This window comes from Leeuwenhoekiella sp. A2, assembly GCF_047946655.1.
GTDB lineage: Bacteria > Bacteroidota > Bacteroidia > Flavobacteriales > Flavobacteriaceae > Leeuwenhoekiella.
Window position 1 is genome coordinate 801271 of record NZ_CP172311.1, and the last position, 14373, is coordinate 815643.

The 14373-nt window shown below is 37.0% G+C and carries 10 protein-coding genes; 2 read left to right on the plus strand and 8 right to left on the minus strand.

The annotated features are described in order from the left end of the window. Positions 1 to 2: 2 nt before the first annotated feature. Positions 3 to 635, plus strand: a complete 633-nt coding sequence (locus ACH3PA_RS03540; protein WP_416440293.1) for a copper homeostasis protein CutC — start codon at positions 3 to 5, stop codon at positions 633 to 635. A 39-nt stretch (positions 636 to 674) separates the two neighbouring features. Here the strand turns inward: ACH3PA_RS03540 and ACH3PA_RS03545 are convergent, their stop codons facing one another. The 7 genes from ACH3PA_RS03545 to asnB form a co-directional block, all read right to left on the minus strand. Further along, positions 675 to 1220 (minus strand): VOC family protein, encoded by a 546-nt coding sequence (locus ACH3PA_RS03545; RefSeq protein ID WP_416440291.1) that lies wholly within the window; start codon positions 1218 to 1220, stop codon positions 675 to 677. Between the two features lie 151 nt (positions 1221 to 1371). Then, positions 1372 to 4389, minus strand: coding sequence for a protein translocase subunit SecDF (secDF, locus tag ACH3PA_RS03550; RefSeq protein WP_416440289.1), 3018 nt, complete (start codon positions 4387 to 4389; stop codon positions 1372 to 1374). A 217-nt stretch (positions 4390 to 4606) separates the two neighbouring features. Next, positions 4607 to 5533 carry a malate dehydrogenase gene (gene mdh, locus ACH3PA_RS03555; RefSeq protein WP_416440287.1) on the minus strand — a complete coding sequence of 309 codons (927 nt, stop codon included), beginning with the start codon at positions 5531 to 5533 and terminating at the stop codon, positions 4607 to 4609. A gap of 192 nt (positions 5534 to 5725) precedes the next feature. Further along, a complete protein-coding gene (locus ACH3PA_RS03560) occupies positions 5726 to 7717 on the minus strand; it encodes a sensor histidine kinase (RefSeq protein ID WP_416440285.1) in 1992 nt (663 codons plus the stop codon). Between the two features lie 106 nt (positions 7718 to 7823). Continuing rightward, positions 7824 to 8843, minus strand: coding sequence for a DUF6588 family protein (locus ACH3PA_RS03565; protein ID WP_416440283.1), 1020 nt, complete (start codon positions 8841 to 8843; stop codon positions 7824 to 7826). Between the two features lie 118 nt (positions 8844 to 8961). Next, positions 8962 to 10902 (minus strand): DNA topoisomerase (ATP-hydrolyzing) subunit B, encoded by a 1941-nt coding sequence (gyrB, locus tag ACH3PA_RS03570; RefSeq protein WP_416448416.1) that lies wholly within the window; start codon positions 10900 to 10902, stop codon positions 8962 to 8964. 324 nt (positions 10903 to 11226) lie between these two features. After that, positions 11227 to 12900 (minus strand): asparagine synthase B, encoded by a 1674-nt coding sequence (gene asnB / locus ACH3PA_RS03575; protein ID WP_416440279.1) that lies wholly within the window; start codon positions 12898 to 12900, stop codon positions 11227 to 11229. 241 nt (positions 12901 to 13141) lie between these two features. On the opposite strand from asnB, the gene ACH3PA_RS03580 reads away from it, so the two are divergent. Beyond that, positions 13142 to 13678 (plus strand): DUF2911 domain-containing protein, encoded by a 537-nt coding sequence (locus ACH3PA_RS03580; protein ID WP_416440277.1) that lies wholly within the window; start codon positions 13142 to 13144, stop codon positions 13676 to 13678. A gap of 59 nt (positions 13679 to 13737) precedes the next feature. Here the strand turns inward: ACH3PA_RS03580 and ACH3PA_RS03585 are convergent, their stop codons facing one another. Continuing rightward, entirely contained in the window at positions 13738 to 14370 is a 633-nt protein-coding gene (locus tag ACH3PA_RS03585) for a 7-carboxy-7-deazaguanine synthase QueE (protein ID WP_416440275.1), read from the minus strand. Between the last annotated feature and the right edge of the window lie 3 nt (positions 14371 to 14373).

Sequence of the window (14373 nt, forward strand, 5' to 3'; positions counted from 1 at the left end):
AAATGTCTTCACCACAATCTTTATTCATAAAAGAGGCATGTGTTGAAACACTTGAACAAGCTACAAGAGCCGCAGCAAATGGAGCTAATCGCATAGAATTGTGCTCCAGACTTGATCTCGAGGGCTTAACTCCTTCTCACCAATTGATAGCAGAGATCAAATCTATTTTAAACATTCCCATACGGGTCATGATTAGACCACGAGAAGGCGATTTTTGCTATTCTAATGCCGATTTTAGCATCATGCAGGCAGATATTGAATTCTGTAAAAAGGTAAAGGTAGACGGTGTTGTTTTTGGCGCAAGCCGTCCAGACAAAACGTTAGACATCGCAGCCATACGAATGTTAGCCCAATGGGCCTATCCTTTAAAAGTGACAATTCACAAAGCCATTGATGACACTCCTGACATTTTAAAAGCAGTTAAAGACCTAATTCATATTCCTGAGATTACAGGAATACTTAGCTCCGGTGGGGCAAAAACCGCTCAGGTGGGCAGTAAAACCTTGCTAAATATGCTAAAAATCGCCGGAGAGGATATAGAAATAGTTGCTGCAGGAAAAATTACAGGTTATAATGTTGAAGAACTCCATAGAATTATAAATGCGCGCGCTTACCACGGGCGCAGCATAGTATAATTTTTAATTAAAGCTATTTGCAAAAAACTCTCTTTTCAATTATTTGGGTGGGTTAAGAAGTAAGTCCTCAGATAGCTCTTTCTGATTGCCTTTAAACTTTGTCTTTCCAAAAGGTTCATTTCTCACATCCCAATACAATTCAATCTGTACACTATCAGGATCATAAAAATATAGAGACCAGCTAATCTGGTTATTCTTCAACTGCAGAGCTATGTTCTTATTTTTTAATTGTTTGTAAAAATCTACCAATGTTGCATGATCATTGAGCTCAAAAGCTAGCTGCTGTAAGTAGCGGGTATTAACGTGACTGTCATTAGCGGTTTTTCTTTCCTGCAACACAAGTTCATGATGCTCATCATCACCAGACGCAAGAAAAACTCTGGTTTTACCCTGATATGTAGCCTGCTCATGTGTTTTCATATTTAAGACATCTTTATAAAAATCCTGAGATGTTTTTAGGTTAGAAACCTGTAATACAATATGCCCTAGTTTCTTTTCGTCCTTATCCTCTTTTTTATATGTAAATCCCACAATTACAATCAATATTAGAATAAGTGGTATACATAAGCTATAGATCCTTTTCATACGCGCGATTTTATAGATAACAAATTAACTATCATAAAGTTAACAATTGCACTAAGCTTAACTCAAAACCTTTCATCTAAACATTTCTTAAATTTACTGCATAAAAAAACTCCCAATGATGGGAGTTTTTTTATAGAATTATGAGAAAGTATTAAGCAACTTCCTCTTCTTTTTTCTTCTCAGATTTTAGTTGCTTTTTCTGTATTGTGTCATACATAACAGGAGTCGCGATAAATATAGAAGAATAAGTACCTACAACCACACCCACAATAAGTGCAAACATAAAGCCCATTATACTAGCTCCGCCAAAAGCGAAAATCGCAACTAACACTATTAATGTTGTCATAGAGGTATTTAAAGTACGGCTTATGGTGCTGTTAATCGCCATATTTATTATTGTACCTATACCCTTAGATGAAGTCTCATGCTCTTTAAGATACTCACGTATTCTATCAAAAACAATTACCGTGTCATTTAAAGAGTATCCAATTACTGTAAGGATCGCTGCAATAAATGATTGATCAATTTCCATGTTAAATGGTAAGAACTTATACGTAAGAGAGAAAATACCAAGCACGATTAATACATCATGGAAAACTGCAACAACCGCTCCGGTTGAGAATTGCCATCTTCTAAAACGCAACAATATATATAAGAAAACCACCACTAAAGAGCCTAAAACTGCCCATAGCGAATCTTTTTTAATATCGTCTGCTATTGTAGGTCCTACTTTATTATACTCTAAAATACCTATCTTAGATCCACTAGACCCCTTTACAAATTCAGCGTAAGTAAGATCCTGTGGGAAATAAGATTTAAGTGTATTATATAATTTCTGTTGTATCTCGTCATCAACTTCAGAAGATTCTTCATCAATTCTGTACTTAGTTGTAACCTTTAATTGGTTTGCTTCACCGTAAGTTTTCGCCTGAGCGCTACCAAATGCATCGATAAGTACACCTTCAACTTCTGAAGCGTTTACAGGGCTCTCAAAACGCACTGTATAATTACGCCCTCCTACAAAGTCAACTCCCTGATCAAGACCATTACCAAAGAATAATGAACCAAGACCAATAAGTATTACTGCACCACTTACAGCATAAGCAATCTTGCGTTTTGCAAGAAAATCTACATTGCTATGAAGGAACAGATTTTTTGTGATAGCAGTAGTAAATGAAAGCGACTTGCCATTTTTACCATAACCATCTATAAATAATCTTGTTATAAAAATTGCTGTAAAAAGAGAAGTACCAATACCTATCATTAATGTGGTTGCAAAACCCTGAATAGGTCCTGTACCAAATAAGAACAAGATAAGTGCTGTTAAGAAAGTCGTGATGTTTGCATCAAGAATAGAGGATAAAGCATTGTTAAAACCATCTTTAATAGCCTCTTTCTGAGATTTACCTTTCCGGAGTTCTTCTTTTATTCGTTCAAAAATAAGCACGTTTGCATCAACAGACATACCTATGGTTAAAACGATACCGGCTATACCGGGCAAAGTAAGAACAGCTCCCAGACCTGCAAGAATACCAAATATGAAAAGAATGTTTACCGCAAGAGCAACATCAGCATAAATACCGGCTCTGCTATAATATAAGAACATCCACACAAGCACTAATATTAGCGCTATTATAAATGACATTAACCCACTGTTTATAGCTTCCTGACCAAGAGAAGGCCCAACTACGTCATAAGATATGATTTTCGCTGAAGCGGGAAGTTTACCAGCTTTTAAAACATTAGCTAAATCCTGAGCTTTATTTACAGTGAAATTGCCAGAAATTTCTGTTGCTCCACCTGGAATTTCTTGTTTCGCTGTTGCTGCAGAGTAAACTACATCATCAAGAACGATAGCTATTGCATTTCCGTCTTGTGCAACTTCGCGCGTTAACTTTGCCCATTGCGCAGGTCCCTGACCATCAAAATCAATCCCTACTGAAGGAAGACCAGTCTGTGTATATTGCTGTCTTGAATCTTGTACTATATCTCCATCTATTGCAGGAGTTCCACTTCTGTCTGATTGTAGAGCATAAAGCGGAACTATGTTAGACTCTTTATCTTCTGTAATACCCCATCTAAATTTAGCAAAACGTATTTCTTGTGGGCGCATTCTTACGATCTCAGGAAGAGAAAGATATCTGTTGATAGTTGCTGTATCCTGAGCTGCTGCATAACCTACAACTGCTGACTGTCCATATTGCTGAAGAGCAGGATTAAACTGGAAGACCTCAAATAAAGGATTGTTAGCATTAGTCTGGCTTAAAGAATCTTCATCTTCACTAGCTAATAGCTCTTCTAGAGAATCATCTGCAGTTTCGGTAGAATCTTTTGTTGCCTGAGTTTCTTCTGTTTCAGCAGGAGTAACAATATCTTTTAAAGCTGTATTTACGTTAAATAAATAACCAGCTACATCACCCGCATAATGCGTTTTATAGAACTCAAGTTGTGCAGTACTTTCTAATTGAAATTTTACACGCTCGATATCTGTAGCTCCCGGTAATTCAATTAAAATACGAGAACGGTTATCAAGTCTTTGAATGTTAGGTTGTGTAACACCAAATTTATCAATACGATTACGTAGTACCTCAAAAGCAGATTTTATAGACTCTTCAACTTCGTTACGAATGACAGGCTCAACCTCATCATTTGTCATATTAAAGTTGATCTTATCTCCTAAGGTCGTATTTGCAAATATATCTGGAGAAGCTAGTTTGTTATCACCAGGAATATTTTCAAAAGCATCAAAAAAGTCTTCTAAAAATGGATTCTGACTATCTTTTTGAGCTTCGGCAGCTTCAGCAAGAGCTTGATTAAAAGCAGGGTCTGTACTGTTATTGCTAAGTCCTTTTAGAATATCTGCAACAGATATCTCTAAGATCGCATTCATCCCACCTTTAAGGTCAAGACCTTTATTCAGCTCTTTTTCTTTAGCGTCATTATATGTAATACCTAAAGCTATAGGATCATTACCTATAGAATCAAGATATTGACGCTGTACTTCACCTCTGCGATCAACATAGTCTTCTTCACTTGTTGGCACCTTTGCGGTGGCATAAGCCTCTGCTTCGTCTTCAACTTTATTTGTGAAATAAGTAAAAGAAAGTTGATACAAACTCACCAACCCAAACAAAATTGCAAATACTCTAATGAGTCCTTTATTCTGCATTATTATTTAATATTTATTAGTTGAGCCAGAATAGACATCCGGCAATTTTATAAAACGTGCAAATATAGGGTTTCAGTGTAGAAATGCCAATAAATATTCTTTTGATTTCTTTAACATTTTTTACAAGAAAAAAGACTGCAAAATGCAGCCTTAATTACTTAATCTATAAAATATTAGACCTTTAAAAGATTTAAAGAATATTAATATTATTATCTTTTTACAGCTCTAGAAGATCATTAGTTTTCTTCACTGCTGCAGCACTTTCCTGAAGTTTAGATTTCTCGGCATCAGATAATTCTACATCTACAATTTGCTCAATACCATTGCGACCTAAAATAACAGGAACACCTATTGCTATATCATCAAGACCATATTCTCCCTCAAGAAGTGTTGAGCATGGGAACATTTTTTTCTGATCACATGCAATTGCCTGAACCAGACCAGAAACCGCTGCTCCCGGAGCATACCATGCAGAAGTACCTAAAAGTTTAGTAAGCGTTGCGCCCCCTACTTTAGTATCTTCCATAACCTGATCAAGACGATCAGCCTCAATAAATTCAGAAACAGGTACACTATTTCTGGTCGCTAATCTTGTTAAAGGTATCATACCTGTGTCGCTATGACCTCCTATTACCATACCATCAACATCAGAAATTGGGCATTCTAAAGCTTCTGCCAATCTATATTTAAAACGAGCACTGTCTAAAGCACCGCCCATACCTATGATCTTATTTTTAGGCAGATTTGTGGTTTTATGAACAAGATATGTCATCGTATCCATAGGGTTACTTACTACAATTATAGTAACTTCTGGAGAATGCTTAATTAGGTTTGATGCTACGTCTTTTACGATACCTGCATTAATACCTATTAATTCTTCACGAGTCATACCCGGTTTACGTGGTATACCACTTGTAATTACAGCAATGTCTGTACCTGCTGTTTTAGAATAATCTCCGGTCGTACCCGTTATGCGTGTGTCAAATCCATTTAAAGAAGCGGTTTGCATTAAGTCCATCGCTTTACCCTCTGCATATCCTTCTTTTATATCTAAAAGAATTACATCAGATGCAAAATTTTTCATGGCTATATATTCGGCACAACTTGCACCTACAGCTCCTGCTCCTACTACGGTAATTTTCATTATTATGTTGTATTGAAATTAATATTGATTTAAACGAAAAATCACCCTAACAGACCGATTTTCGCGTCTTTAGTGCGAAAATACAATTTCTTTAACACTATTATGCTAAGTAAACTTTAAAGTTAAATGAAGGAATAAAAAATTTCGCCGGCAGCGGAAAAACCATTTATATCTCAAAGAAGAATCAAATCATTAAGCCAATTGCTCTACTGTATTTTTAAAGTAAATCTTAAAAATCGAGCCCACATCAGGAGTACTTTCAACCTCAACTTTGCCACCCATGGCCTCAATTTGGTTTTTGGTTATAAAAAGACCAATACCGCGTGAATCTTTATTTCTATGAAATGTCTTATACATACCGAATAATTTAGAGCCATGCCTTTTGAGATCGATACCTAACCCGTTATCTTTTATTTCCAGAACAGTGAAATCCTTTCGCCTGTGAGCAGAAATCACAACTTTTGATTGGCGTTTGTCACAACTGTATTTAATTCCGTTTGTGATAAAATTTAGCACAATACTGTCTAAATAGGCGCTCACACCTAAAATATCAATATCAGACTTTACTTTATTTTCTATTGCAACACCCTTTTCTTTAGCAAGCTGAATTACATTTTCAATTGAAGAACTTACTACCCTTTTCAGGTTTATAGGCTCGAGATTCTCATTAGTCAAAGCATTAATTGCAACAACCTCATTTAAATGTTCTATTGTTTCTTTTAAATTATCACATCCTGTTTTCAAAAAATTAAAGATCTGATTATCTTTTTCTTCAGGTTTATCTTCTAAATATAAGGTAAGCAACATCTCCATATTAGAAGAATGCGACCTCAAATTATGTGATACGATATGAGCAAAGTTTTTAAGTCGGCTATTTTGATCAATTGTGATATTTAAGAGATTTTTCATTTCCGCTTCGGCCTTTTTTCTCACAGTTACATCACGTATTGTCACCGTTAAATAATCTCCATCTTGAGTTTCGAACGTATTGAGATTGATCTCGACAGAAAATTTAGTACCATCTTTTTTGATCGCGTAAATATCTTTGTCTATTTTCTTATCGTTTATTCCTTCAGAAAAATCGGTCAAAAACCTTGAAAAACCGAGCTTTGGAGGCAAAATAACGTCCAGATTTCTGTTTTTTATTTCGTCACGCGAGTAACCAAAAGCCGTAACAGCTTCTTCATTCAACAAGTGAATATTTCGATATTCATCTACTATAAATAAAGCATCTGGCGTTGCATCAAGAAATGTGCGTAAGCGAGAAAGACTACCTTCTGCAGCATTCTTTTTCACCTCAATCAAATTAATCTCTTTTGCGACCATCAATATGAGACAGAGAGCAATTATAATAAAAGAAATGGCATGCAGCGTAATACCAAATTCTACACTCACAAGATTATATCTGGCAAGAAGAATGCGTAAGTAAGCGACCACTATAATAGCTATCGCCATTTTAAAGAATAAACGTCGCGCCATTATATTCCCTATACGATGTCCCGTGAACAAACCTGTTAAACCATACGTGGGGTTGAACAATGAAGCAACCATTGATATCGCTAAAAATGCCAAAGCGGTATGAATGGCCATTGTAGTAAAAAATGAGAGTTTTGAAGCCGCCTCTATATCAAATATATAAGCCAGTGTCGCTATAAGCGAAATTAAAGTAACACTATGAAAAGCTAGTTGAGCGACTGTTCTAAGACTTGAAGATCTAAAGTAATTGAAGCCAAAAGCCGACATTAATATAAAACACAAAGCGGTCACCTGAGACATTCTTCCCGGGGTGGGGTGGCTTATAGCAATAGATTCACTGTCTTTAAAAAAAAGCTGATCTATACCCAGATCCTGCTGAAAAATATATTGACTTATTGATGCACATCCTAAAACTAGCAGAAGGAAGAGAAAAAATAGCCCAATATGCTTGGTCCAGTTTTTCCGCATTGATAAAAGCATGATGCCACCACCCAGAAACAAAAAGCCAAGGGCTGTATTAAATTTCATGGTAGGATAGTCTGGCACCACACTGGTTAAAACACGTATACCAAGAATCCATCCTAATATTACAGCTATCGCAAGAGCTATTAATATAGATGTTGTGATTTTAATATAAGAAGCGTAATAATGCGTACCTATTCTCGTATTTTTCTCTGTGTGCGAGGCAAGTTTATCCTGGAGGTTCATTAGATAATAGAATTAATGCCTATAAATAAGTACTAAATATAGGCATTACTTTAATAATTAGACACACTAAAAATGCATCCTAAGAAATTCAAAAACAGAATACTAACTACCTAAAACTAAGAGCTACACCTGCTGTGATATTGTTGTAATCCTGAAGAGTATAATCTGCAAATATTTTAAAAGCAGAAAGATTAAGTCTCGCTCCCACAGTAGCCCTCATGCCAGAAGGATCATATTTTAGATCGATGGGGTCTTCATAAGTTGTGGTTCTCACAGGCACACCTTCTACAGAATATGTAACCTCGTATGTTCCTAAAACTTTTAAATTAGAATTACCTCCCGTATATCCTACACCACCGTAAATGCTAAATACAGGAAAATCAAGAGATGCTAAAGCCTGTACGGTATAAGCATTCATGTTAAATTCTGCTCGCTGACCACTACCATCAAATACGTTTCCATCTTCAATATCATAATCAACTTTCATATTTGTGAAAGCCCACAATAGCGATGCATTAAGCGGCAACTTATCTAACGGACCAAAATATTGCATCAAATTATGCTTTAACCCAGCTCCTAATATTCTTCCTTTAACATCGTCACTACCTACACGCGGTGTGTATCTTATAATAACATCAGAATCAAGAAATAATCCCACACTCCCCTGCAGTGTAGGAGAAGGCATCGCGCTTAAAGGCAAATCATTCTTAATACCTTCGGGCATTGTAAATTGCACCTGCTCACCAGTTTCTTCTATTCTAACCGTAACAAAAGAAGGATCAATATCTCCCGCAACAGTAGGAGTACCATCTGGTGAACCTGTAATAGAATTTTCAAACTCGAGACTAGAGATAGCAAACATTTCCTTATCAGAAGGAATCAAAGAAGCGTTTAGAGCAATTGTAATATCAAAGCCAAATTGTTTATGCGTTTTAGCTGTGCTATACCAGCCGCCGTTCATAGCATAAACCAGACCTTCCATTGCAGGCTCAAGATAAGCCCCCATTAAAACTGAGGCATCTTTATCACCAGCTCCCAGAACTGCTTCAAAACCACCTCCATAAACTTGTGCTTTAACCATACCGCTACAGCATAGCAAGCCTAACATAAAAATATATTTTTTCATTTTGGGTAAATTTGGTGCGGCTAAAATAAAAAAATAGTCACGCTCTTCGTCGAAGATTTGACAAAAAAAATGCCTAGTCTTTAAAGACTAGGCATCAAAACATTTAAATAATTTTTATTTACACATCTATATTTGCATAAATTGCGTTTTTCTCAATGAATTCTCTTCGCGGCGGCACTTCATCTCCCATTAACATAGAGAAGATTCTGTCTGCCTCTGTACCGTTATCTATAGTAACCTGTCTAAGCGTACGAAATTCAGGATTCATAGTTGTATCCCAAAGCTGATCTGCATTCATCTCACCCAAACCTTTATAACGCTGAACGCCTACACTACCACCCATTTCCTCATTATATTGATCACGCTCCTTATCACTCCAGGCGTATCTCAATTTTTTACCTTTTTTCAATAAATACAGAGGCGGCGTTGCAATGTAAACATGCCCATTCTCTACTAATTCACGCATATAGCGAAAGAAAAAAGTAAGAATTAAAGTTGCAATGTGGCTACCATCTACATCGGCATCACACATAATAACAATTTTATGGTAACGCAACTTAGAAAGGTTAAGTGCTTTACTATCTTCTTCTGTACCAATGGTAACACCTAAAGCTGTAAAAATGTTCTTTATTTCTTCATTTTCAAAAACCTTGTGCTGCATAGCTTTTTCCACATTAAGGATTTTTCCTCGAAGTGGTAAAATAGCCTGAAACTCACGATTACGGCCCATTTTTGCAGTTCCACCTGCAGAGTCACCCTCTACCAGAAACACCTCACAAGCAGCAGGATCAGTTTCAGAACAATCTGATAATTTTCCAGGTAATCCACCTATACTCATCACCGTTTTACGCTGCACCATCTCACGTGCTTTCTTAGCCGCATGTCGGGCTTGAGCAGCAAGAATTACTTTCTGTACAATGATTTTAGCATCATCTGGATTCTCCTCAAGATAAATCTCAAGCATTTCTGAAACTGCTTGTGATACCGCAGCTGTAACCTCTCTATTCCCCAGTTTAGTTTTAGTCTGCCCTTCAAATTGAGGTTCACCTACTTTTACTGAGATAATTGCTGTTAAGCCTTCGCGAAAATCATCTCCGGCAATATCAAACTTGAGTTTATCAAGCATTCCAGAGGCATCTGCATATTTCTTTAGAGAACCTGTAAGTCCACGACGGAAACCAGCTAAATGTGTCCCACCTTCATGCGTGTTAATATTATTTACATAGGAGTGCAGATTTTCAGCATAACTGTCGTTATAGATCATCGCAACTTCTACAGGTATGTCATTCTTCTCACCTTCCATAGAAATAACATTCCCTATAATAGGCTGACGGTTTCCATCCAGAAAACGAACAAATTCTTTCAGTCCTTCTTCAGAATGAAAGGTTTCAGATACAGGCTCACCATTATCGTCTTTTTGGCGTTTATCTGTCAACGTGATCGTAATACCTTTATTAAGATAAGCCAGTTCACGCATACGGCTAGCCAAAGTGTCATAGCTGTATTCTATGGTTTGCTGAAAGATCGTAGGATCTGGCAAAAAGGTTACAATAGTACCCGTGTAGTCTGTAGTGCCTATAGATTTTACAGGATATAAAGCTTTACCTTTCTCATACTCCTGTTCCCAGATAGTACCATCACGATGTACAGTTGCTGTTAAGTGATCTGAAAGTGCATTAACACAACTCACACCCACACCGTGTAAACCACCGGAAACCTTATACGAATCTTTATCAAATTTACCACCTGCACCTATTTTAGTCATAACAACCTCAAGTGCAGATACTCCTTCTTTTTTGTGCAGGTCTACAGGAATACCTCTACCATTATCTTTTGTTGTGATCGAGTTATTCTCGTTAATAACAACGCTAATCTCATCACAATAACCACCCATCGCTTCATCAATGGAGTTATCTACTACTTCATAAACAAGATGGTGCAAACCTCTTACACCTACATCACCAATATACATTGAAGGGCGCATACGCACATGCTCCATTCCCTCAAGCGCCTGAATACTATCGGCCGAATATTGCTGCTTATTAACTTCTTCGCTCATATTTCACTTTTAAATTTAGGGTCTTAGCCATTCTTATACAGCTTGTTAACCAAACGTAATTAGCCCTTAAAAACATCGTTAGCTGGATGTTTACGGGTGGCAATTTCGCTAGCAAACAAATATAAAGAAAGACAACCCTTTACCTGAGCAAAACCCGCGCCAAACCTGTTAAGTTATCAACAATCTGTGGAAAAAACAGCCCTTTTTTGCGGATATTTAAAATAGTAGCTTATTTGAGGTGATAATCGGTCAAAAATGACCAATTATCGCAATAAAAAAGCACCCCAATACGGAGTGCTTTTCTCTTTAAGTTTAAAACGAAATTTAAGCTTTTACGTATGCATCTGAATGAACATTTGCAACTGCTCTACCGCTAGGGTCGTTCATATTCTTAAACGCTTCATCCCACTCTAAAGCAATTCTTGAACTACAGGCCACAGATGGCTCTTGCGGCACACTTAAGGCTGCAGCATCACTTGGGAAGTGACCTTCAAAAATTGAGCGGTAATAAAACTCTTCTTTATTCTGTGGGGTTTGTATTGGGAATCTATAATGAGCGTTAGCAAGTTGTTCATCACTTACTTTTTCATTTACTACTTTCTTCAAGGTATCAATCCAGCTGTAACCTACACCATCAGAGAATTGTTCTTTCTGCCTCCAAGCCACACTTTCTGGCAGATACGATTCAAACGCCTTACGGATTACCCATTTCTCCATACGCTCACCGTTTATCATTTTATCCTGCGGGTTAATACTCATGGCAACATCCATAAATTCTTTATCTAAGAATGGCACACGACCTTCAATACCCCAGGCTGCAAGACTTTTGTTTGCTCTTAAACAATCGTACATATGTAACTTATCAAGTTTGCGTACAGTTTCTTCATGAAAATCTTTAGCACTTGGCGCTTTGTGGAAATATAAATAACCGCCAAAGATCTCATCTGCTCCTTCTCCAGATAGTACCATTTTCACACCCATAGACTTTATCACACGAGCCATTAAGTACATAGGGGTTGATGCTCTAATTGTTGTTATATCGTAAGTCTCCAGGTTATAAATCACATCTTTAATCGCATCTAAACCTTCCTGAATAGTAAACTTGATCTCATGGTGTACGGTCCCTATATGATCTGCTACTTTCTGTGCAGCAGCCAGATCTGGAGAACCCTCTAAACCTACAGAGAAAGAGTGCAATCGCGGCCACCACGCTGCCGTAGTATCGTCTGACTCAATTCTTTTTTCTGCATATTTTTTCGCTACAGCGGAAGTGATTGAAGAATCTAATCCACCAGAAAGCAATACACCGTAAGGTACATCAGACATTAGTTGTCTATGCACAGCAGCCTCTAAAGCATCTTTTAACTTCTGAATACTTGTTTCATTATCTTTTACCGCATCATACTCCATCCAATCTCTTTTGTACCATCTGGTTACCTCACCGTCTTTGCTGTATAAATAATGTCCCGGAGGAAAAAGTTCAATTTTTGTACACGTACCTTCAAGGGCTTTTAATTCTGAAGCTACATAAAAAGTGCCGTATTGATCCCAACCCATATATAGTGGGATAATACCCATATGATCTCGCGCAACCAGATACTCATCTTTTTCTGCATCATAAAGTGAAAAAGCAAAAATCCCGTTAAGTTCATCCAAAAAATCAGGTCCTTTTTCCTGATAAAGCGCAAGTATTACCTCACAATCAGATTCAGTTTTAAAATCATATTTACCGGCAAATTGCTTTCTTAACTCTTTGTGATTGTAAATCTCCCCGTTAGCAGCTAAAATCAACTTCCCGTCAGGACTTAATAAAGGTTGTTTTCCTGAGGCAGGATCAACTATAGAAAGACGCTCATGGGCTAAAATTGCTTTATCATCACTATAAACACCATTCCAGTCTGGACCGCGGTGTCTTATCTTTTTAGACATTTCTAAAATTTGAGGCCTTAAATCTTCTGCTTTTTGTTTAAGCTCGTAGGCACATACTATTCCGCACATAACATTTGTTTTAATTTGAAAGGTCAAAGATGCACAAGCACTTCTAAACCTGAAAGCAAATTACATTATTAACTTACATATTATAACAATAATTTCAATTTTAGCGATGATTGAAAATCATTAATAAAGCTTAAGCTGTTATAAATAATAAATGAGAATTTGCTTCTTCCATTTTATTATTGTCTTAACGTAGTTGTACTTAAAAGCTTGTAATTTTGCAAAAATCAATTATATAACTATTATGAAATCTTTTGTAGTCACCACTTTAATATTGCTATTCACATTTACAGCAGTAGCACAAGAACCAAAATTTGCAAACCTTGACCCAAGTCCTATGGATATTGCCATGTACCGAGGTCAGGATAAAGCGCCTTTAATACGTGTTATTTACAGCAGACCACAGAAAAAAGATCGTAAGATCTTTGGCGAACTCGTAAAATACGATGAAGTATGGCGTACCGGAGCAAATGAGTCTACAGAGATCACTTTTTATAAAGACATGACAGTAGGCGACAAAACCATTAAGGCCGGAACTTATTCTTTATTTACTATACCGGGAGAAAAAGAGTGGACTATCATATTTAATAAAGACGTTAACACCTGGGGAGCTTTTGGCTACAAACAAGAACGTGACGTAGTTAGAATTAAAGCTCCTGCAAGAAAATTATCTAATCCTTTAGAATCATTTTCTATCTCATTTCAACCTAAAACTGATGGAACAGATATGCTTTTAGGATGGGACAACACTTATGTTCAGGTTCCTTTTGAGCAGATGTAATCTCAAGAAAAATCGGTGTATAAATATAAAAAAGCTTCCATTTAGGAAGCTTTTTTCGTTTACGGTATATTTAAATATTTATGTGTCTGTAAGCTAATCTTCCATTTAGGATTGCTCATCACATATTCTACTATTAAAGGTGTCATTTTCTCGCGCACACTCCATTCAGGCTGAAGATACAACTCGCAATGAGATCCTACTTTTGCTGCATGTTCTTCGGCGAAAGCAAAATCTGCTTTGTTGTAAACTATCACCTTAAGCTCATGTGCAACAGGATAGATCTCTGCTGTAGGCAGCATTCTCTTTTTAGGCGAAAGACATATCCAGTCCCAATGACCAGACAATTTATAAGCTCCTGAAGTTTCTATATGAACATTGAGCCCTTTCGCTTTTAGCAAACCTGTAAGGTGATTCATATCCCACATTAAAGGTTCACCACCGGTAACAACAACTGTATTACTATATCTGGAAGCATGATCTGCTATTACCTGCGCTTCTGTAGGCGGGTGTATAGCCGCATCCCAACTTTCTTTAACATCGCACCAGTGACATCCCACATCACAACCGCCCACGCGTATAAAATATGCCGCGGTGCCGGTGTGATATCCTTCCCCCTGTATGGTATAGAATTCTTCCATTAACGGTAGTAATTCTCCTAACTCTACTCTACTTGCAATTGCCTCTTTTGTCATAGG